The following is a 20,871-nucleotide window of genomic DNA, read 5'->3' on the forward strand; positions in this document are numbered from 1 at the left end:
AATGCACCGACAAGAACGAGAAGGGTAAGGGGTTTCATCATAAGGATCTCCTGCTGCACTCTGTTATCGGCACCAAGCCCCATCCCCTTAGCCTGCCGGGCGGATCTCATCAATACAAAAGGGAGCCGAAGCTCCCTTGTTGGCACGGTTGACCCGCTTACTTGACGAAATCGACACCCAGCTGGATATCGGCTTTCAGAGTAGCCAGCATGCCTTCCATCGCTTCCTGCTCGAAGGCGCTCAGCTTACCGTAATCCAGTACGGTTTCGACGCCATTCTTGCCCAGCAGTACCGGCTGTGCGAAGAAGGTGGCGTGCTCGCCGTTGCCTTCCACGTAGGCGCACTCGACAACGTTGGCTTCGCCCTGCAGACCCTTGATGAGGGAGAGACCAAAACGGCAAGCCGCCTGACCCATGGAGAGGGTTGCGGAACCGCCACCAGCCTTGGCTTCCACCACTTCGGTACCGGCATTCTGGATGCGCTTGGTCATGGCTGCCACTTCTTCAGCAGTGAAGGAGGCACCTTCAATCTGGGAGAGCAGCGGCAGGATGGTGACGCCACTGTGACCACCGATCACGTTGACGCGTACCTTGTCGATGTTCAACCCTTTGGCGGCGGCCACAAAGGTCTCGGCGCGGATCACGTCCAGGGTGGTGACACCGAACAGGCGACGCTTGTCATAGACACCGGCTTTCTTCAGCACTTCGGCGGCGATAGCCACAGTGGTATTGACCGGGTTGGTGATGATGCCGATCAGTGCTTTCGGGCAAGTGGCCGCGCACTTCTCGACCAGATTCTTGACGATACCGGCGTTGATATTGAACAGGTCGGAGCGATCCATCCCCGGCTTGCGTGCCACACCGGCGGAGATCAGCACCACATCTGCCCCAACCAGCGCAGGAGTCGGATCTTCACCGCAGAAGCCCTTGATGGCGACGTCGGTAGGAATATGACTGAGGTCAACGGCCACACCCGGAGTAACCGGGGCGATGTCATACAGGCTCAGCTCGGAGCCAGCCGGCAGACGGTTTTTCAACAGCAGAGCGAGGGCTTGACCGATGCCACCAGCGGCACCCAGAACGGCAACTTTCATGATCAACTCCATGTTTAAGCGTAGGTTTAAGGTTGTTTGTTGTTGTGCGCCCAACCTTAATGGATCCCCCCATAAAAAACAATCTGATAACAGTTGCAGTCACGGGTTCTGTGAGCCACGAAACATGCGGGAGCAAAAATTGGAGGGAAATACAAAAAGTTGGAGGAGAAGCACAGTTTTTCTGCACTTCCCCTTACCATAAAGAGGTAGATTTGAAGGTCTCAGGATTGGAATGCCAGCGCCCGTTTTTCACACCAGCGAAAACCAATTGTTAACAATCCGTTCATCGCCAGATAAAGCCCGCCAGCCACCCCGAACACCGCCAGGGTATCGTAGGTCTGGGCGTTCAACCCCTGCGCCAGCCCCATGATGTCCATGATGGTGATGGTACTGGCGAGGGAGCTCCCCTTGAGCACCAGGATCACCTCGTTGGAGTAGGCAGGCACCAGATGACGGGCGGCGTGGCGCACCTTCATCCAGAGGGTTTGTCCGGAGGAGAAACCCAGCGCACGACACGCCTCTACTTCACCGGCCGGGATGGCATCGAGCGCCCCCTTGAACAATCGGGTGGAGTAGGCCGCAGTGTTGAGACCCAGCGCCAGCACGGCGCAGAACCAGGGCTGCTTGAGCAGCGGCCAGAGCGGGCTGGCTTTCAGCCACTCGAACTGGCCCGGCCCGTAGTAAATCAGGAAGATCTGGATAAGCAGCGGCGTACCGGTAAAGAGCAGCACCCACAGCTGCACCAGCTGGGTCGCCACCGGCAGGCGCAGCTCCAGCACCCAGGTCATCAGGGCCGCCAGCACAATCCCCAGCAGCAGGCTGAACAGGGTCAGCTCCAGCGTGGTGACCAGACCGCCCAGCAACGTAACGAGATACTCTTGCATCAGTTAGCCTCCGTAGCGGCGGGTGTAGCGGGCAGCCAGCCCGAGGCCGTACTCGCTCACCAGACTGATGGCCAGATAGATGAGGGCGGCGGCGGCATACCAGGTGAACGGCTCATAGGTACTGGCCGAGGCCATCTGGGCCTGACGCATCATCTCGTTGACCCCGATAAGCGACACCAGCGCGGTATCTTTCAGCAACACCAGCCACTGGTTGCCAAGGCCCGGCAAGGCGTGACGCCACGCCTGCGGCAACACGATGCGAAAGAAGATGTGGCTCTTGCTCAAACCCAGCGCCAGCGCCGCCAGCCGTTGACCTGAAGGCACCGCATTGAGCGCCGCCCGCAGGGTCTGGGTCGCATAGCTGGCGAACAGCAGGGAGAGCGCCAGCACGCCACAGGCGAACGGACTGAACTCCACATACTCGCCAGTGATGAGGAACAGCACCTGGGTCGAACCGAAGTAGATGAACAGCACCACCAGCAACTCGGGCAGGCCACGGATCAGCGTGGTCAGGGTGGCCACCGACCACACCAGCGCACGCTGCTTGCTGAGCTCGGCGGCACTGAACGCCAGTGCCAATACCATGCCACCGACCAGTGATGCCAAGGCCAGCCCGAGGGTCATCCAGGCTGCATCCAACAACAGGCTCAACATGGCTTACTGCGCGAAGTATTTGTCGAAGATTTTCTGATAGGTGCCGTTGGCCTTGATCTCGGCCAGCCCCTTGTTCAGCTGGGTCAGCAGCTCCTGATTGCCCTTGGCGACCGCGATGCCAAAGCCGGTACCGAAGTACTTGGCATCGGTCACCGGCGCCCCCACCACCGCATACTCCTTGTGCTGCTTCAGCCAGTCGGCAGCGACGGCGGTATCGGCAAAGACACCGTCGGTACGGCCATTCATCATGTCGAGGAAGGCGCTCTGGTAGCTGGCATAAGGCACGGTCAGCAGACCTTTGCTCACCCAGTTATCCACCAGATAGGACTGGTGAGAGGTACCGTTCTGCACGCCGACAGTTTTGTCGACCATCTCTTCCGGCCCCTTGAAGGCCCCTTTCTTGGCGACGAATACGGCCGAGTTCTCGTAATAGATGTCGGAGAAGTCGACCTGCGCGGAGCGCTCAGGGGTTACGTCCATGGCGGCAATGGCGGCATCGTAGCGACGGAATTTGAGGCTGGGGATCAGGCTGTCAAAGGCCTGGTTGTGGAAGCTGCACTCCAGCTTGGCCTGCTCGCAGATGGCGCGCGCCAGATCGATGTCAAAACCCTGAAACTCGTTCTTGTCATCCAGGTATTCGAACGGCGCGTAGGTGGCCTCGGTGGCGAACTTGATCTCTTTGGCCATGACGGAGGTACTCAACAGGCCCATGGCAGCAACCAACAACAGACTCTTTTTCATGACAGCTTCCTTATCGATTCAATATCAATGCATCAAGAATTCGGCAAACCGGCTGGTTTGCGGGGATTGGAAAATGGCAGCGGTGCCGGATTCGATGATCCGCCCCTTCTCCAGATAAATCACCTGACTGGCCACCTTGCGGGCAAAGTCAACCTCGTGGGTCACCACCACCTGGGTAATGCCGGTCTGGCTCAGGTTGCGGATGATCTCGGCCACCTCCTTGGTGATCTCGGGATCGAGGGCGGCAGTCGGCTCGTCAAACAGCAGCACTTCCGGGTCCATCATCAGGGTACGGGCAATGGCCACCCGCTGCTGCTGACCGCCAGAGAGACGGGCAGGCCAGGCATCGCGCTTGTCGGCCAGTTGCAGCTGGGCCAGCAGATAGGCCCCCTTCTCGATGGCGGCCTCCTTGCTCATGCCAAGCACCTTGACCGGCGCTTCAATCAGATTCTCCATCACAGTGAGATGTGGCCAGAGATTGTACTGCTGGAACACCATGCCCACCTTGCGACGCAGCAGTTGGGACTGGCGGTTGAATTCGGCAGCAGAGAGGGAGTTCGGGAAAGAAAATTCACTTTCGCCAATCCGCAGAACACCCGCATCCGGGGTATCCAGCAGGTTCATCATCCGTAGCAGGGAACTCTTGCCAGCACCGCTCGGGCCCAGCAACACCAAGGTTTCACCGGGAGATGTCCGAAAGCTGACCTGTTGCAGAACCGGCACCTTGTGCCAGGACTTCTCGATACCTATTAATTCAATACCCATACAGCCCAATTGAATAAGTTTTCAAAATTTCATCCCGATTCTATCCCTAATAAAGGTTGATGCAAGCCATTTTTGAATCAATATGCAGAACAAGCGCCGCTTCCTTGCAAAAAACGGCATATGAATGCAAAATGGCCCCGCTGTTCGTATCTGCCGCCTGTATCGCACAGGCCGCCACACCTCCTCATTCGTGAGACCAAGATGAAACACAACGACAAGCAAGAAAAACTGGCCAAGGCCTTTAAAGCCTTGCTGAAAGAAGAGCGCTTTGGCTCCCAGGCAGAAATCGTCACCGCCCTGCAAGAGCTGGGCTTCGAGAACATCAACCAGTCCAAGGTATCGCGCATGCTGAGCCGCTTCGGCGCCGTTCGCACGCGCAATGCCAAGATGGAGATGGTCTACTGCCTGCCGGTGGAACTGGGCGTGCCCACCACCTCCAGCCCGCTCAAGAATCTGGTACTGGACGTCGATCACAACGGCGCACTGGTGGTGATCCACACCAGCCCGGGCGCAGCCCAGCTGATCGCCCGCCTGCTCGACTCCCTCGGCAAGGCAGAGGGGATCCTCGGTACCATCGCCGGTGATGACACCATCTTCATCACCCCGACCAGCGACACCGATATCGAAGAGCTCTACCTCTCCGCCCTCGAGCTGTTCGAACAGACTCCGTAATGGCCACCACCGCGTCATAGCGTTCACGCCAGAACGAAAAATCCCGGCCAAGGCCGGGATTTTTGTTTTCTGCAGCTTCGTCAGGCGGGCTTATTTGCCCTGCGCCATCAGAAAACCCTCCGATGGGGCGAAGAAAGCGGCACCGGTAACTGCCTTGGTGAAGCGCAGCAGGTGGTCGAAGTGGCTACCCTCCCCCTTGTACATGCTGGCCAGCATGGCGTTGAAGTGCTGCGGTGTGCGGCAGCAGGAGATGAAGTAGAGCCCCTGCTCGGTCATGGTGCCCCAGGGCATGCTCTGGCGCAGGATCTCCATAGACTCCCCTTTCGGCGTCTTGAGGTTGACCCGCTTGATGTGGGCGGTCAGCGGTTTGGCGGCAGATTCATACTCGATGTTGTCGGGCTTGGTGCGACCGATAATGTCTTCCTGCTCTTTTTGCGCCAGCTTCTCCCAGTCGCTCATGGCGTGGACCCAGCGCTGAACGTGGATGTAGGAGCCACCGGCAAACTCGCCTTCCGCCAGCAGCGCCACTTCGGCACGGTGCTCATCCTGCGGGTTCTCGGTGCCGTCAACGAAACCGGTCAGGTCACGGCAATCCAGATTGCGGAAACCGCGCACCTCTTCGGCCAGCTCGACCAGTCCGGCCAGCAGCGCCATCACACGGTGACCGGCGTGGTGCAGCACATCCACCCGATCGGCGCGCAGCTGAATAAAGAGATCAAACGGGGTGTTGGGCGCTTCCTGACCGTTGGCGGATTGCGCCATAAAGCTGCGGAACTGGGGCGGACGGGCGGCAGGGTAGAGACCATCCCAGGCATCGGCGCCAACGGCAACCAGACCGCTGAAACCGGCATCGGGGAAATCGGCGGCGACCGCCTGCCACAGGGCGGGCAGTTTGGCCAAACGGCCGACCAGTTCGGCGGCATCGCCGGTGCGATTGAACATCAGATAGAGGGCGTGCAGATTCGGCTCTGCGCAGATCCCGGCTTGGGCTTTCATATATCTCTCCCCTGAGTAGGCGTTAGCGTTACGGGCTATTTGCGTTGCGCGATTATAAACCAGAGTGGATCCAGTTCTTTGATTTCACGACGATATCACGCGTTCAGGGCAAAGGGTCAAACAACACCAGCCCATGGGGGGCAACCTTGATCCGTGCCCACATCCCATCAAGGGGCTCGCCAATGCTAGCCTCCAGCAGCAGTTCGCCACACTCGAACAGCACCCGGCAGTGGTGGCCGAGGAACTGCTGCTCCACCACCTTGAGCTCGCCATCTGCGGCGCTCTCCAGCAGCAATTGCTGGGGTCGAAGCATCAGCTGCAATTGCTCGCCCACCGCCCGGCCATGAGGCTCGCTGCCACAGATGACCCCGAGCGCCGTCTGCACGCAGTGGCTGTCCACCACCTCGGCAGCCAGATAGTTGACCCCGCCGAGAAACTCCGCCACGAAGCGGTTTTGCGGACGGCGATAGAGCTGCTCCGGCTGGCCCACCTGTTCGATGTTACCGGCGCGAAACAGCGCCAGCCGATCGGCGAAGGCAAACGCCTCCTCCTTGCTGTGGCTGACGAAGATGGCGCCAATCCCTTGCTGCTTGAGCAGGGCGCGGATCTCGAGGATCAACTTCATCCGCACCTGGGTGTCGATGTTGGAGAAGGGTTCATCCAGCAGCATCAGCCGTGGCTTGCACACCAGCGCCCGGGCGATGGCTACCCGCTGCTGCTGGCCGCCGGAGAGCTGGTGAGGATAACGATCCCCCAGCCCCTGCAGATTGACCAGCGCAAGCGCTTCGTCCACCTGCTGCTGGCGGGCACTGCGGTCGAGTTTGGTCAGCCCGAAACCGACGTTGTCGGCCACCGTCAGGTGGGGAAAGAGGGCGTAATCCTGAAAGATCATGCCGATGTTGCGCGCCTCGGGCGGCACGCTGGCACCCGGCCCGTCGAGCAGGGTATCGCCGAGGCGAATCGAGCCCTCTGCCAGCGGCAGCAGCCCGGCGATGGCCTTGAGCAACGTGGTTTTGCCGCAGCCACTGGCTCCCAGCAGGCAGACGATCTCGTTGTCTGCCACCGTCAGGGAGAGCTGCTCCAGCACATTGCGACCGTTGTAACGGCAGCTGACATTTTCAACCTGCAAACAGGACAAGGCTGACTTCCTCTCGTTTCTGGCGGCGCGCAGCCTTTTGGTTCAGCGCACCGCATGCAATTTCATTGGCCGACGTGGCGACTCAGTGACCCGGACTGTCCAGACTGCGGTTGACCCAGATCAGCGGCAACAGCCCCACCAGCACGATGACGATAGCGCCCAGGGCACCGCGCTCCAGCATCTCGTCCGAGACGAACTGGTAGACGTGGGTCGCCAGGGTATCGAAGTTGAACGGCCGCAGCAGCAGGGCGGCGGGCAGCTCCTTCATGGATTCGATGAATACCAGCATGGCACCGGCAAACAGACCGCGGCGCACCAGCGGCAGATGGACCCGGCGCAGCATGCCGCCATCCCCTTGCCCCAGGGAGCGGGCAGCCATGTCGAGACTGGGGGAGATCTTGCCCATGCTGCTCTCCACCGAGCCGATGGCGATGGCCACGAAGCGCACCAAATAGCCGAACACGATGGCGGTAATGGTGCCGGTCAGCAGCAAGCCCGGCCCCTGACGCCCGAGCCACTCGGCCAGATCGTTGATGGCAAAATCGAGGGCGGTAAGCGGCACCAGCACCCCGATGGCGAGCACGGTACCCGGCATGGCGTAGCCCATGGCGGCGATGCGCAGGGGCAGCAGACTCCTTATCCCGCCATCGAGGCGGCGGAAGAAGCCAAGCAGCAGGGCAATCCCCATCGCCAGCAGGGCGGTCAGCGCCGAGATAGCCAAGCTGTTGCCGGCGAAGCGGGCAAACTCCGGCGTCCACGACAACTCGAAGTAGCGAACGCCGTAATCGAGCAGGATGACGAACGGCAGGCTGAAACCGGCCAGCACCAGCCCCCAGCACCAGAAACCGGCCAGAGCGCGACTCATCCCCTTGAGCGGATAGCGCAGCGGCTGCTCATGGCCCATGGACTTCTGGAACACCTGCTGCCGACTGCGCGAGCGACGCTCCAGCGCGATCAGTAGCACCACCGCCAGCAGCATCAGGCAGGAGAGTTTGGCCGCAGTGGCCAGACTGCCGTAACCGAGCCAGGTGTCGTAGACCGCCGTGGTCAGGGTGTTGATGGCAAAGAAGTGGACGGTGGCGAAATCGGCCAACGTCTCCATCGCCACCAACGACACCGCCACCATGATGGCCGGGCGCGCCAGCGGCAGACTGAGACGACGAAAGCTCTGCCACGGCGTACAGCCGAGCAGGCGGCTGGAGTGGATCAGGCTGACTGACTGCTCGAGAAAAGAGGCGCGGGTCAGCAGATAGACATAGGGGAACAGCACCAGCGCCAGCACCCAGGCGGCGCCGCCAAGGGAGCGAATGGCAGGAAACCAGTAATCGGCTGGACTGTTCCAGCCAAAGAGTGCTCGCAACCCGGCCTGTAGCGGGCCCGAGTAGTCGAGCAGGTCGGTATAGACGTAGGCGACGATATAGGAGGGCATGGCCATCGGCAGCATCAAGGCCCACTGCAGGGCGCGCCGCCCCGGTACCTGACACATGGCCACCAGCCAGGCGGTAGGCACGCCAAACAGCAGGCTGAGCAGTACCACGCCGACCACCAGCCCCAGAGTATTGCCCAGATAGTCGAGCAGCACGGTATCGGCGAGGTGGCGAAAGAGCTCTCCCTCAGCCGAGAAGGCAGAGAAAAGCAGGGCTATAACCGGTAAACCCAGCAGCAGGGCGATGGCCCAGCTGCCGGTCATCCATCCATAATTTTTCATGAGACCACAGATGTTGATGGGGCCGTTGGCCCCATCTAATTACAAGTCGAACTTCACTTCATCCAGCAACTGCAAGGCGTCCTTGCGGTGCTTGGCGTAATCGCTGACCGGTAGTGCGTCAGACTTGAAACTGCCCCAGGACTTGACCATGGAGGAAGGCTCGACTCCGGCCTTGACCGGATATTCGGCGTTCACATCCGCATACATGTGCTGGGCGGTGTCACCAGCCAGAAACTCCATCAGCTTCTGGGCCTCGGCCTTGTTCTTGGCATACTTGGTCATGGCCACGCCGCTCACGTTGACGTGGGCACCGCGGTCAGCCTGGTTCGGGAAGTTGATATAGACCGCATCCGCCCAGGACTTCTGCGCAGGATCTTTCAACATGGCGCCCAGATAGTAGCTGTTGCCGAGTGACACGTCACAGATACCATCCTTGATCGCCTTGACCTGATCCCGGTCGTTGCCCTGCGGCTTGCGCGCCAGGTTGGCCTTGACCCCTTCCAGCCAGGTTTTGGTCTCGGCCATGCCGTGATGGGCAATCATGGAGGAGACCAGCGCCACATTGTACTCATGCTTGCCGCTGCGGGTGCAGACTTTTCCTTTGAATTCAGGCTTGGCCAGATCTTCGTAGCTGATGGTATCGAGCTTGCCGAGGCGATCCTTGCTGGAGTAGATGGCGCGAACCCGGGTGGTCAGGGCGAACCAGCGATTCTCCGGATCACGATAAATAGCGGGGATGTTCTCCTGCAGGATCTTGCTATCCACCGGCTGTACCAGCCCCTTGTCCACCAGATCGGTCAGACGGCTGATATCAACGGTCAGCATCAGGTCGGCCGGAGAGAGTTTGCCTTCCCGCTCCAGACGCTCGTTCAATCCCTCTTTGGCGAACACCACGTTCACCTTGATGCCAGATTCCTTCTCGAACTGCTGGATGATGGGCTTGATCAGCTCATCCTGCCGGTTGGAGTAGACATTCACTTCCCCAGCCGCCAATGCCGACTGAGCTGCCAACGCAGAGAAAGCCAGTGCCAACATCTTCATTTTCATCATCCATTCCTTGATTAGCTATACAGAGTGATAACGATTTCCGTTTGCATTCTGCATACATCTTATAAGCGGATCAAGAAAGCTCGCTGTCGCCACATCACATATTTAATCGCCCATAAATGAAAAGGGCCGGATGGAATCCCATTCGGCCTCTTCTGAGCAAAACGTTATGTTGATCAGGCTTCAATAAGCGCTCACTCCATCGGGATTCCCCGAGATCGGGAGGTCAACAGATCTGTACGTCACTGATGCGGTTCATCACAGCGCCTCGTCGTCACTCTCGCCGGTGCGGATGCGCACCGCTTGCAGCAAGTCGTAGACAAAAATCTTGCCGTCGCCGATCTTGCCGGTATAGGCCGCCTTGCAGATCGCCTCGATCACCCCTTCCACGTTATCATCGGCGGTAGCAATCTCCAGCTTCACCTTGGGCAGGAAGTCGACCTGATACTCGGCTCCCCGGTATAATTCGGTGTGTCCCTTCTGGCGGCCAAATCCCTTGACCTCGGACACGGTCAGCCCTTCCACCCCCAGGTTGGCAATAGCCTCGCGGACATCGTCCAACTTGAACGGTTTGATAATCGCACTAATCAGCTTCATCTGGTTGCTCCCAATCCATGGTGTGTCATGAATCGGGTTTCAATTCTTATGCCAAGTATTTTTATTGTTTTATTTCATATAGATAGAGTTTAATGTTGGCGCCATTCGCCAGGCACATCCCTATAACTGGCCAGCACGCCCCATAATGAGGCACCATGCTGCAGCGGCCAGCGGGTATGCACCAAACAAGAGCAAAACAGCATGTTAGTTATCTCCAACAGCGTCACGATTCCCTGGCATGAGCTGCAATTTCAAACCATGCGGGCACAGGGCAACGGTGGACAGCACGTCAACAAGACCGACTCCGCCGTCTGGTTGCGCTTCGATTACCGCAACTCTCCCAGCCTGACGCCCCTCTACAAGGAGGGTCTCGACAAGCTGAGCGACAGCCGGGTACACGATGGCTTTATCCTGATCCGGGTCGAGAGCCATCGCAGCCAGGACATGAACCGCAAGGAGGCGATGAGCCGTCTGGTGGAGTTGCTGAAAAAAGCAGCCTGGCGCCCCAAGGCCCGCCATGCCACCAAGCCGACCCGCAGCTCCCAACGCAAACGGGTCGATGCCAAAAAGCGCAAGGGGGATATCAAATCCGCCCGCGGCAAGCCAGTTCTGGACTGAGCCAACCCCCAGCCCCCAAAGGATGTCAGCCGATGAGATACAGTTTTTGCGACAGCGCCCGCGGCCCGCTGCTGGTCGCCATCGATCGGGATGGCCTGCGCCACGTGGAGTTCATGCACGGGGAACGCCCCGTCATGCCGCAAACTGACTGGCAACGGGATGACAAGGCGCTGGCGCCCTATCTTGCCCAGTTCAACGCCTATTTCGCCGGAAAGTTGCAGCAGTTCGATCTGCCCATGGCAGCGAAGGGCACCCCGTTCCAGCAAACGGTGTGGAACGCTTTGTGCGATATCCCCTATGGCGAGACCGTGAGCTATCTCGAGATTGCCCAGGCGATAGGCAATCCCAAGGCAGTGCGGGCGGTGGGCGCTGCCAATGGCCGCAATCCGCTGAGCATCATCGTGCCCTGCCATCGAGTGATCGGACGCAGCGGCGAGCTGACCGGCTATGCTGGCGGCATTCCCATCAAGCGCTGGTTGCTGGCACTGGAACAGGTTGGCACAGCATTCGAGCTGGCCCCATGAGACGATGAGCGCCCCCGGAGAGGAACGGGACAATATCGCGACCAGAATGAAAAGGCTTTCAGTCAGTGACCACGTTTTGCTGACAAGATGAACAGAAAATGAAGAATCGCCTCAGAACTACTTCAGATTGAGCTTGGCATGATGGCTCCATACTTGAATGGCACGGCTCATTCGCTGATTCAAGTAGCACCCATGTGACGCTTCCAATCTGTCTTTTTCCCCGCGCCTCCTCTGAGGCGCTTTTTTTGTGCCGACACAACAGGCCACCACCCAAGCTGAATGGCCTGAACGCCACAAAATCTGCACCAGCCCAAAAACCAAGAGGCGAAGGATCATCCTTCGCCTCTGAGTAACAGCTGGCTACTCGCTCTGGGGCAGGAACTGCAGTTCCGGCGCCGAGGAGGTCAGCACATCGGCGCAATAATCCCAGGTCGAGATGCGATAGTGCTGCAGATCTTCATCCAGATGCAGACCGTCCGACTCCTGATGGAACCAGCTGGCAAAACGGGATGGGGTGATGAGCTGGATCTGCTCTTCGAGAGCGTGGCTATCCTTCCCCTCGGCCAGATCGCAATCTTCGATAACCCGCAGGGCGTAGATATGGCGAAAATAGACCCGGCAGAGGATTTGCGGGGGTAGATCGATGCTGCGTGCCCGCCCCAGCATGATGGTCAGAGAGTCGCTCCAGAGATCCTGATGCAGCTCGGCCACAACCAGACCGGGCGGTAGCTGGCGGGACGGAGCCCAAGGGACGGCAACCTGCCGAATGGCATTTTTCTGTTCCATATTCACCTCACGACGACTCGCTCCCTGTCTTGAGTCTATCTGAACCACATAGTCCCGGCGAAGGCAATCGATGGACACTAAAAACGGCAATAAAAAAGCCGACGTATCAAACGTCGGCGAATAAAAAGTGCTTACAACAGAGGATTCACTTATTCAGACCCGCGGGTCGAAAGATTGGTTCCCTCTTTTTGTAATTAATTTTCGGCGCGTTTAAACATCAGGGTATTGGCGTCCGACTCTTCCGGCACAAAGTAGTAGCCCTCGGCGTTGAAACCGGTCAGCTGCTCCACCTCGGTCAGACGGTGCTTGATGATGTGGCGAGCCATCATGCCGCGCGCCTTCTTGGCGTAGAAGCTGATGATCTTGAACTGGCCGTTCTTCTCATCCTTGAACACCGGTGTGACAATCCGCCCTTTCAGGCTCTTGGGGCGTACCGACTTGAAATACTCGTCGGAGGCCAGATTGATCAACACTTCATCCCCCTGCGCTGCCAGCGCGTCGTTGAGATGGTGAGTGATCACCTCCCCCCAGAACTGGTAGAGATCCTTGCCGCGATCATTGTCGAGCTTGGTCCCCATCTCCAGCCGGTAGGGCATCATCAGGTCGAGGGGACGCAACACGCCATAGAGGCCTGAAAGCATCCGCAAGTGTACCTGAGCGAAGTCAAAATCGGCCTCGCTGAAATCCTCTACCGCCAAACCGGTGTAGACATCCCCCTTGAAGGCCAGCAGCGCCTGACGGGCATTGGCGGGGGTGAAATCTGGCTGCCACTCGGCAAACCGAGCGGCATTGAGACCGGCCAGCTTGTCGCTGATCTTCATCAGAGTGGCGATCTGGTCAGGGCTCAGTTGGCGGGCACGACTAATCAGTTCGGCAGAGTGATCCAGCAGCTCGGGTTGGGTGAAACGGGGTGTCACCAGCGGTGACTCGTAATCCAGCGTCTTGGCCGGGGAAACCACAATCAGCATAACGTTCCTTTATGGCGAGGGGCCGAACGGCAGAGCGGCCCCATGATTCATTCATCCAGCGTCACATTGTCCAGCGTACCGGTGCCGAGCCGTTCGCGACCGGAGAGCTTGATCAGCAGTCGCAGGTCGTTGGCCGAGTCGGCGTGGGCGAGGGCCTCACTGTAGCCAATCTGGCCGGCGCAGAACAGGCTGAAAAGCGCCTGATCGAAGGTCTGCATACCCAGCTCGGTGGATTTGGTCATCACCTCCTTGAGGCGATGCATCTCTCCCTTGCGGATAATGTCGGTGATGAGCGGGGTATTGAGCAGGATCTCGAACGCAGCGCAGCGCCGCTTGCCATCCATACTCGGCACCAGCTGCTGGGCGACGATAGCCTTGAGGTTGAAAGAGAGATCGAACAGGAACTGGCGGTGTTTGTCTTGCGGCACCAGATGGAGGATACGATCCAACGCCTGGTTGGCATTGTTGGCATGCAAAGTGGCGAGACAAAGGTGTCCCGTCTCGGCGAACTGCAGGGCAAACTCCATGGTCTCCTGACTGCGGATCTCGCCGATCAGGATCACGTCCGGTGCCTGACGCAGCGAGCTTTTTAGCGCCACATCGAATGACTCGGTGTCGATCCCCACCTCTCGCTGGGTCACCAGACTGCGACCATGCTGATGGACGAACTCCACCGGATCTTCCACCGTCAGAATGTGACCATCGGCATGCTGGTTGCGATAGCCGATCATCGCCGCCTGAGTAGTCGATTTGCCCGCCCCGGTGGCGCCGACAAACAGCACCAGCCCCCGCTTGGCCATCGCCACCTCTTGCAGGATCTTGGGTAGCTGCAGATCTTCAAAGGTGGGAATGCGGGTCTCGATACGCCGCACCACCATGCCGGGCAGCTCCTGCTGCCAGAAGGCACTGACCCGAAAACGGCCAAGCGCTTCGCGATAGATCGCGTAGTTGGCCTCCTTGGTGCGGATATAGCGCTCGAAGTGATCGCTGCTGAGGGTATCCCTGACCAGCGTCAGTGCCCCCTTCTTGTCGAGCGCCTCCCCCCCCAGCGACACAAGATGGCCATTCACCTTGAGGGTGGGCGGCGAGCCCACCGTCACAAACAGATCCGATCCCTTTCGCTCGACCAGCTCGCTCAGCAGATCATCCAGATTCATCATCTATCCCTCCCTGGGTGCGAGTCTCTTAAATGCTGTTGGGATCGACGGCCTTGGCCTTGGCATCGAGGGATGCCACCACGCCACGACTCACCAGCTGCTTGAGGCTCTGATCCATGGTCTGCATGCCGTGGGTCATCCCGGTCTGGATCACCGAGTAGAGCTGGGCAATCTTGTCCTCCCGAATGAGGTTACGCACCGCCGGAATGCCCATCATGATCTCGTGAGCCGCCACCCGACCGCCACCGATACGCTTGAGCAGGGTCTGGGAGATAACCGCCCGCAGGGATTCGGAGAGCATGGAGCGCACCATGTCCTTCTCCGCACCTGGGAAGACGTCGATGATACGGTCGATGGTCTTGGCCGCCGACGAGGTGTGCAGGGTGCCAAACACCAGATGGCCAGTTTCGGCGGCGGTCATGGCCAAACGAATGCTCTCAAGGTCGCGCATCTCGCCCACCAGAATGATGTCCGGGTCTTCCCGCAGTGCCGAGCGTAGGGCGTTGCTGAAGCTCTTGGTATCACGGTGCACTTCCCGCTGGTTCACCAGACAGCGCTTGTTCTCGTGGACGAATTCGATGGGGTCTTCGATGGTGAGAATGTGGTGATGGAAGTTCTCGTTGATGTAGTTGACCATGGCCGCCAGGGTGGTCGACTTACCGGAACCGGTCGGGCCGGTCACCAGTACCAGACCCCGCGGGAACTCGGCGATCTTGCGGAAGATCTCCGGCGCATCGAGATCCTCGAGGCTCAGCACCGTGCTGGGGATGGTACGAAATACCGCGCCCGAACCGCGCGCCTGCTGGAAGGCGTTGACCCGGAAACGGGCCAGATTGGGCACCTCGAACGAGAAGTCGACCTCGAAGTTCTCCTCCAGCTCCTTGCGCTGATGGTCGTTCATGATGTCGTAAATGAGGGCATGCACTTCCCGATGTTCCAGGGCGGGCAAATTGATCTTGCGAACCTCACCATCAACCCTGATCATCGGGGGAACCCCGGCCGAGAGGTGTAGATCCGAGGCTTTATGCTTTACACTGAAAGCCAATAACTCTGTGATATCCATAGACTTGTCATTCTCCCATCACAAGATCACTAACGAAATATGAACCAGATTGCCCAGCACCTGTTTCAGGTAAAGGAACGTATTGCCCAGGCCGCCGAACGGGCGAGCCGCAACCTGCAGCAGATCCGCCTGCTGGCCGTGAGCAAGACCAAGCCGGTCGAGGCCATCATGGCCGCCCATGCCGCAGGTCAGCGCTGCTTTGGCGAATCCTACGCTCAGGAAGCAGCGGCCAAGATCGATACCTTGCGCCAGCAGCCGGAATATAGCGACATAGAGTGGCACTTTATCGGCCCTTTGCAATCGAACAAATCCAAACTGGTCGCCGAACGGTTTGACTGGGTGCAGAGCGTGGATCGGGACAAGCTGATCGACCGCCTCAACAACCAGCGCCCAACTACAATGGCACCGCTAAATGTTTGTCTGCAAATCAATATTAGCGGAGAGAGCAGCAAATCCGGAACGTCGGAACAAGAGATTTTCCGCCTTGCCGAGCTGGTCTCTCAAAGTGAGCGACTGGTGCTGCGGGGGCTGATGGCCATTCCCGAGCACACCAGCGACGAGGGCGTACTGGCCGCCCAAATGACCCGTATGCAGACTCTGTTCACCGAGCTTGCGCGACAATACCCCACGGTGGATACCCTCTCGATGGGCATGACCGAGGATCTTGAACTGGCGATAGCCCACGGCAGCACCATGGTGCGGGTCGGCACCGCCATCTTCGGCGCCCGTGACTACTCATAGGCAAGGCCAGCGGATAACCCATACGTCCGCCTCTTGCCCGACTTCATCAACAGGAGCGTTTGATGGAACACCGAATTCTGGCGTCAGGTGGTGCAGGCAGCGCCAACCTCGCCGCGACCCCATATGCTACAGGAGCATCTGATGCAGCATAGAACGCTGGCCTTTATCGGCGCGGGCAACATGAGCCGCAGCATCATCGCCGGACTGGTCAAGTCGGGTTATCCCGCCGGGCAGATCACTGCTGCCAACCCCAGTCTGCCCAAGCTGGAAGCGCTGGCGAGCGAACATGGCATTCGCATCACCCAGAGTAATGCCGAGGCGGCCCGAGACGCCGAAGTGATCGTGCTGGCAGTCAAGCCACAGCTGATGGCCGGCATGCTGGCAGCACTGGTTGAAGAGCTGGGATCCCTTGAGGGCAAGCTGCTCATCTCCATCGCGGCCGGTATCAAGGTGGCGCGCCTTGGCGAGATGGCCGGTGGCCACGACCGCATCATCCGCACCATGCCCAATACCCCTGCCCTGCTGGGTCTGGGCATGACCGGCCTCTATGCGCCCGAGCATATTGCCGCCGCGGATCGCGAGTTTGCCGAGCAGATGATGCAGGCGGTCGGCAAGACCCTCTGGGTGGAGCAGGAGTCCGGCATCAACGGCATCATCGCCGCAGCGGGCAGTGCCCCGGCCTACTTCTTCCTCTTTATGCAGGCCATCGCCGAAGAGGCGGAGGCACTGGGCTTCTCGCCCGAACAGGCACGCCTGCTGGTGCAGCAGACCGCGCAGGGCGCAGCCGCCATGGTGGAGCAAAATCCCGAGCTGTCGCTGCAGACCCTGCGTGAGCAGGTGACCAGCAAGGGTGGAACCACAGCCGAAGCCATCAAGACATTCCAGCAGCAGGGGCTGATGCCGCTGACTGCGCAAGCCATGCAGGCGGCCGTCGCTCGTGCCACCGAAATGGAAACCCTCTTCTAACAGGAGCCCAGATGAACACTGCTTACTTTCTGATTAACACCGTTTTCGATCTCTACCTGATGGTGATCCTGCTGCGCGTCTGGCTGCAGTGGGCCCGCGCCGACTTCTACAACCCGATGAGCCAGATGGTGGTCAAGCTGACCAATCCGCTGGTGATCCCGCTGCGCCGTGTCATCCCGGGCTTTGGCGGCATCGATCTCGCCTCCGTGGTGCTGGCGCTGGCTGTCGCCTTCCTCAAGCTGGCCCTGCTCAAGAGCATGAACGTACTGCTGGCGGACTGGCTCAGCATCAGCCTGTTTGCCGCGCTGACCGTGCTGAAGAAAGCGGGCTCGATGATCTTCTGGGTACTGCTGATCCGCGCCATCCTGAGCTGGGTCAGCCAGGGCCGCAACCCCATCGAATACGTGATGCATCAGCTGACCGAGCCGTTCCTCGCCCCTATCCGCCGCGTACTGCCGGCACTGGGCGGACTTGATCTCTCGGTGCTGGTCGCCTTTATCGGCCTGCAAGCCATCAACTACCTGCTGGGTGACCTGTTCGGCCAGCTGTGGTGGATGATTTGATGCCAGCCGTCCTGCAACAAGGGGATGAACTGGTACTGCATCTGGTGATCCAGCCCAAGGCGAGTCGGGATCAGATCATCGGATTGCATGGTGAAGAGCTGAAAGTGGCCATCACGGCGCCGCCCGTCGATGGCCAGGCCAACAGCCATCTGATCAAGTTTCTGGCCAAGCAGTTCAAGGTGGCCAAGGGACAAATCACCATAGTGCGGGGCGAGCTGGGGCGACACAAAACCGTCGCCATCGATAGCCCCAAACAGTTGCCGCAAGAAGTGAGTGCGCTGCTGAATGACACGCAAGGCTGAATGAATCGGCCTGCGCCAACCGTAGATATGAGAGGGATGACAGATGAAAACAGCCTGGATGAGTGGCCTGCTGGCACTGCTGATGACCCTGCCGCTCAAGGCAGAACAGATGAAGGAACTGGGCCCCTGGCTGGTGCACTACAACGCCTTCAACTCCAGCTTCCTCACACCAGAGGTCGCCAAGGCGTATGGACTGGAGCGCAGCCGCTACAACGCCATCATCAATATCGCGGTACAGGACAAGCAGAAAGTGGCGCAAGCCGTGGGGATCACCGGTGAGGCCAAGAACCTGACCGGTACCATCCGCACCCTGAACTTTCAGGAGGTAAAAGAGGGCGATGCCATCTACTATCTGGCGACCCTCCCCTACCGCAACGAAGATACCTATCAGTTCACCCTGAAGATCATGGGCGGTGGGCAGCAACAGAACCTCAGCTTCCAGCAGACCTTCTACGTCGACTGAGTAGCAACAAGAAGCCCCGACCAAGGTCAGGGCTTCATTTTATCCATATGACAAGGGCGCCATCAGGGCGCCCTTGTTACATCTATTCCGTACAGCTGCTATTACAGGGCAAGGAACAGACCGGCCAGACAGGCGCTCATCAGGTTCGCCAGCACGCCGGAGAGAATGGCGCGCATGCCGTAACGGGCGATGAAGGATTTGCGCTCCGGCACCATGGAACCCAGACCGCCGATCAGGATCGCCATGGAGGAGATGTTGGCAAACCCGCACAGGGCGAAGGTCACGATGGCCTTGCTCGACTCGCTCAGGGTCTGATCCTGCACCAGACCGATGAAGGCGACGAACTCGTTGACCACGATCTTGGTACCGATCAGGGCGCCAGCGGCTTGCGCCTGATCCCAGGGCACACCGATCAGCCAGGAGACGGGGGCAAACAGCCAGCCCAGAATGATCTGGAAGCTCAGATCCAGCCCCACCAGACCACCAGCCCAGCCGAGCAGTCCATTGAGCATGGCGATCACGCCAACGAAGGCCAGCAGGGTGGCACCGACCGCCACCGCGATATTGAGGCCAGACATGGCGCCATCGGCCGCCGCCTCAATCACGTTGGTGGCGCGGGGGATCTCCACATCCTGATGGTGATCGACCTCTTCAGCTCCCGGCGGCACCAGGATCTTGGCCATCGCCAGACCGGCAGGGGCTGACATGAAGGCGGCAGCGATCAGGTATTTCAGCTCAACCCCGAGGCTGGCATAGCCCACCAGGGTGCCACCGGCGACGGAGGCGAGACCACAGCTCATCACAGCGAAGAACTGGGAGTCGGACATCTTGGAGAGGTAGGGTTTGACCACCAGCGGCGCTTCCACCATGCCGACGAAGATGTTGGCGGTCGCGGAGAGGCTCTCGGCGCGGCCGGTGCCCAGCAATTTCTGCAAGCCACCACCCAGCAGGGCGATCACCCGCGGCATGATGCCGATATGGTAGAGGATGGCGATCACCGCGGAGAAGAAGATGATGACCGGCAACACGTTGAAGGCAAAGATGAAGCCCAGCTTGAACTTGGCCAGATCACCGAACAGGAAGGCGATCCCTTCCTGACCATAACCAATCACGCTGCTTACGCTCTCGCTGACCCCGTTCAGCACATGCTGACCGGCAGGCAGCCAGAGCACCAGACCGGCAAACATGATTTGCAGGCAGAGGGCAAGGCCAACTGTTCGCAATGGGATACGACGACGATTATCAGAGCAAATGACGGCAAGCGCCAGGATACTCAGGATGCCGAGCAAGGCAATCATAGGGACTCCATCAGGTGGGGCAAAAGATGGGCGCGGATTCTGCGCCTCTCCCCACGTCACTGCAAGTCCGCTTGGTTACAACCCTGTTAGAAAAAACGTTTGCACGATATCGGTTGCGCCAACTGGCTGATTTGGTTCGATTTTAGTATCAGGAGAAATCGAGAGTTCTTATATGGAAACAATCATTCCTCACCGCCGGACAATTTACCCCCGAGCCAGGGGGCCAGTCGCTGCTCCCAATAGGGGTCGGGGCCAAAGCGGGCCTTGAGGAAATCGATGAAGAGACGGATCTTGGGATCCAGATGTTCGCGCCGGGCATAAACGGCGTGTACCGCCATCTGCTGGTTCGGTCGCCACCCTGGCAGCACAGGGATGAGCTTGCCGCTCTGTAACTCCTTGTCCAGCAAGTAGTTGGCAATATAGGCGATACCGAGCCCGGCCAGTGCCGCATCCCGCACTGCCTCCGCCATATCCACCCGATAGTTGCCCGCCACCTGCACCGTCTGGCGCTCCTTGCCCTGGCGAAACGACCACTGGTGATAGCGCCGCTCCCGACTCTGGTAAGTGATGCAGTTGTGCTGGGCCAGATCCTTGGGATGAAGCGGCGTGCCGTGGCTCAGCAGGTAATCCGGCGAAGCCGCCACCACGAAGCCGATGTCGGCCAGCCGCTGTCCCACCAGCCCTTCCGGCTTGTCCTCATAGGTGGTGAGCCAGAGATCCAGCCCCTCATCCACCAGATTGGTTCTGTGGTCGAACAGCGAGACTTCCAGCTCGAGCTCGGGATAGCGATCCTGAAACGCCTTGAGATGGGGAATGACGTGCAGACGGCCAAAAGATTGGCCCACCCCGAGATGGAGCACGCCGCTCACCTTGCCACGCCGCTCGGCGATCATGGAGTCCGCCTCCTGCGCCACCGCCACCAGCGCATGACAGTGACGGGCGTACTCCTGACCCAGCTCGGTCAGGACGAAGCGGCGGGTGGTGCGCTGGACCAGCTGGGCGCCAAGGGTGGTCTCCAGCAGCGCCAGCTGCTTGCTGATATGGGATTTGGAAACCCCGAGACGACGGGCGGCGGCAGAGATCCCCTGCTCGCGCACCAGCGCATCGAAGATCACCATTTGAGGAAG

24 protein-coding genes are annotated in these 20,871 nt (G+C 59.4%); 8 read left to right on the forward strand and 16 right to left on the reverse strand.

The window, feature by feature from the left end:
* Positions 1–157: 157 nt before the first annotated feature.
* The 5 genes from mdh to OKC31_RS11105 form a co-directional block, all read right to left on the reverse strand.
* Positions 158–1,093: a malate dehydrogenase gene (gene mdh, locus OKC31_RS11085; protein WP_005340384.1), complete on the reverse strand. Its 936-nt coding sequence runs from the start codon at positions 1,091–1,093 to the stop codon at positions 158–160.
* A gap of 221 nt (positions 1,094–1,314) precedes the next feature.
* A complete protein-coding gene (gene artM / locus OKC31_RS11090) occupies positions 1,315–1,977 on the reverse strand; it encodes an arginine ABC transporter permease ArtM (RefSeq protein ID WP_234604433.1) in 663 nt (220 codons plus the stop codon).
* Positions 1,978–1,980: 3 nt separating this feature from the next.
* Complete coding sequence (gene artQ, locus OKC31_RS11095; RefSeq protein WP_245097921.1) at positions 1,981–2,631, reverse strand: arginine ABC transporter permease ArtQ; 651 nt, start codon at positions 2,629–2,631, stop codon at positions 1,981–1,983.
* Between the two features lie 3 nt (positions 2,632–2,634).
* The gene (locus tag OKC31_RS11100) at positions 2,635–3,372 is read right to left on the reverse strand and encodes a transporter substrate-binding domain-containing protein (protein ID WP_019445594.1); all 738 of its coding nucleotides are present in this window, start codon (positions 3,370–3,372) and stop codon (positions 2,635–2,637) included.
* 24 nt (positions 3,373–3,396) lie between these two features.
* On the reverse strand, positions 3,397–4,137 hold the full coding sequence (locus tag OKC31_RS11105) for an ATP-binding cassette domain-containing protein (protein ID WP_005357971.1): 741 nt from the start codon (positions 4,135–4,137) through the stop codon (positions 3,397–3,399).
* A 201-nt stretch (positions 4,138–4,338) separates the two neighbouring features.
* Between OKC31_RS11105 and argR the strand changes: the two genes are divergently transcribed.
* The gene (gene argR / locus OKC31_RS11110; protein WP_005340378.1) at positions 4,339–4,809 is read left to right on the forward strand and encodes a transcriptional regulator ArgR; all 471 of its coding nucleotides are present in this window, start codon (positions 4,339–4,341) and stop codon (positions 4,807–4,809) included.
* Positions 4,810–4,899: 90 nt separating this feature from the next.
* On the opposite strand, the gene OKC31_RS11115 is transcribed toward argR, so the two are convergent.
* From OKC31_RS11115 to glnK, 5 genes are all read right to left on the reverse strand, one after another.
* Entirely contained in the window at positions 4,900–5,805 is a 906-nt protein-coding gene (locus OKC31_RS11115) for a Dyp-type peroxidase (RefSeq protein ID WP_075116038.1), read from the reverse strand.
* Positions 5,806–5,908: 103 nt separating this feature from the next.
* Positions 5,909–6,943 carry an ABC transporter ATP-binding protein gene (locus OKC31_RS11120; RefSeq protein ID WP_247823900.1) on the reverse strand — a complete coding sequence of 345 codons (1,035 nt, stop codon included), beginning with the start codon at positions 6,941–6,943 and terminating at the stop codon, positions 5,909–5,911.
* An 82-nt stretch (positions 6,944–7,025) separates the two neighbouring features.
* The gene (locus tag OKC31_RS11125; RefSeq protein WP_247823899.1) at positions 7,026–8,651 is read right to left on the reverse strand and encodes an ABC transporter permease; all 1,626 of its coding nucleotides are present in this window, start codon (positions 8,649–8,651) and stop codon (positions 7,026–7,028) included.
* A gap of 39 nt (positions 8,652–8,690) precedes the next feature.
* Positions 8,691–9,698 (reverse strand): Fe(3+) ABC transporter substrate-binding protein, encoded by a 1,008-nt coding sequence (locus OKC31_RS11130; protein ID WP_247824166.1) that lies wholly within the window; start codon positions 9,696–9,698, stop codon positions 8,691–8,693.
* 258 nt (positions 9,699–9,956) lie between these two features.
* Positions 9,957–10,295 (reverse strand): P-II family nitrogen regulator, encoded by a 339-nt coding sequence (gene glnK, locus OKC31_RS11135; protein WP_005341406.1) that lies wholly within the window; start codon positions 10,293–10,295, stop codon positions 9,957–9,959.
* Between the two features lie 201 nt (positions 10,296–10,496).
* Between glnK and arfB the strand changes: the two genes are divergently transcribed.
* Both arfB and OKC31_RS11145 read left to right on the forward strand, forming a co-directional pair.
* On the forward strand, positions 10,497–10,913 hold the full coding sequence (gene arfB / locus OKC31_RS11140) for an alternative ribosome rescue aminoacyl-tRNA hydrolase ArfB (protein WP_021230947.1): 417 nt from the start codon (positions 10,497–10,499) through the stop codon (positions 10,911–10,913).
* 32 nt (positions 10,914–10,945) lie between these two features.
* A complete protein-coding gene (locus OKC31_RS11145) occupies positions 10,946–11,437 on the forward strand; it encodes a methylated-DNA--[protein]-cysteine S-methyltransferase (RefSeq protein WP_021230946.1) in 492 nt (163 codons plus the stop codon).
* Between the two features lie 360 nt (positions 11,438–11,797).
* On the opposite strand, the gene OKC31_RS11150 is transcribed toward OKC31_RS11145, so the two are convergent.
* The 4 genes from OKC31_RS11150 to tapT all read right to left on the reverse strand — a co-directional run bounded on the left by OKC31_RS11150 (position 11,798) and on the right by tapT (position 15,411).
* Positions 11,798–12,223: a hypothetical protein gene (locus OKC31_RS11150; RefSeq protein ID WP_247823898.1), complete on the reverse strand. Its 426-nt coding sequence runs from the start codon at positions 12,221–12,223 to the stop codon at positions 11,798–11,800.
* 194 nt (positions 12,224–12,417) lie between these two features.
* On the reverse strand, positions 12,418–13,191 hold the full coding sequence (gene yaaA / locus OKC31_RS11155; protein WP_236397343.1) for a peroxide stress protein YaaA: 774 nt from the start codon (positions 13,189–13,191) through the stop codon (positions 12,418–12,420).
* A 47-nt stretch (positions 13,192–13,238) separates the two neighbouring features.
* Positions 13,239–14,348, reverse strand: a complete 1,110-nt coding sequence (tapU, locus tag OKC31_RS11160; RefSeq protein ID WP_005340356.1) for a type IVa pilus ATPase TapU — start codon at positions 14,346–14,348, stop codon at positions 13,239–13,241.
* 28 nt (positions 14,349–14,376) lie between these two features.
* Complete coding sequence (gene tapT, locus OKC31_RS11165; RefSeq protein WP_270656976.1) at positions 14,377–15,411, reverse strand: type IVa pilus ATPase TapT; 1,035 nt, start codon at positions 15,409–15,411, stop codon at positions 14,377–14,379.
* A 39-nt stretch (positions 15,412–15,450) separates the two neighbouring features.
* Here tapT and OKC31_RS11170 point away from each other — a divergent pair, with 39 nt between their 5' ends.
* From OKC31_RS11170 to OKC31_RS11190, 5 genes are all read left to right on the forward strand, one after another.
* Positions 15,451–16,152 carry a YggS family pyridoxal phosphate-dependent enzyme gene (locus OKC31_RS11170; RefSeq protein WP_058057968.1) on the forward strand — a complete coding sequence of 234 codons (702 nt, stop codon included), beginning with the start codon at positions 15,451–15,453 and terminating at the stop codon, positions 16,150–16,152.
* 141 nt (positions 16,153–16,293) lie between these two features.
* Entirely contained in the window at positions 16,294–17,118 is an 825-nt protein-coding gene (gene proC / locus OKC31_RS11175) for a pyrroline-5-carboxylate reductase (protein ID WP_042053316.1), read from the forward strand.
* Between the two features lie 11 nt (positions 17,119–17,129).
* On the forward strand, positions 17,130–17,681 hold the full coding sequence (locus OKC31_RS11180) for a YggT family protein (protein WP_005340343.1): 552 nt from the start codon (positions 17,130–17,132) through the stop codon (positions 17,679–17,681).
* A complete protein-coding gene (gene yggU, locus OKC31_RS11185) occupies positions 17,681–17,983 on the forward strand; it encodes a DUF167 family protein YggU (RefSeq protein WP_005340341.1) in 303 nt (100 codons plus the stop codon). The genes OKC31_RS11180 and yggU overlap by 1 nt, the downstream gene beginning before the upstream one ends.
* A gap of 43 nt (positions 17,984–18,026) precedes the next feature.
* Positions 18,027–18,446 carry a DUF4426 domain-containing protein gene (locus tag OKC31_RS11190; RefSeq protein ID WP_005340339.1) on the forward strand — a complete coding sequence of 140 codons (420 nt, stop codon included), beginning with the start codon at positions 18,027–18,029 and terminating at the stop codon, positions 18,444–18,446.
* 101 nt (positions 18,447–18,547) lie between these two features.
* Here the strand turns inward: OKC31_RS11190 and OKC31_RS11195 are convergent, their stop codons facing one another.
* Both OKC31_RS11195 and OKC31_RS11200 read right to left on the reverse strand, forming a co-directional pair.
* Positions 18,548–19,744: a NupC/NupG family nucleoside CNT transporter gene (locus tag OKC31_RS11195; protein WP_005348874.1), complete on the reverse strand. Its 1,197-nt coding sequence runs from the start codon at positions 19,742–19,744 to the stop codon at positions 18,548–18,550.
* Between the two features lie 182 nt (positions 19,745–19,926).
* Positions 19,927–20,862: a LysR family transcriptional regulator gene (locus tag OKC31_RS11200; RefSeq protein ID WP_162517440.1), complete on the reverse strand. Its 936-nt coding sequence runs from the start codon at positions 20,860–20,862 to the stop codon at positions 19,927–19,929.
* Positions 20,863–20,871 lie beyond the last annotated feature (9 nt).

The sequence above is a fragment of the Aeromonas sp. Y293-4 genome (assembly GCF_027705905.1).
In the GTDB taxonomy this organism is placed as follows: Bacteria; Pseudomonadota; Gammaproteobacteria; order Enterobacterales; family Aeromonadaceae; genus Aeromonas; species Aeromonas veronii.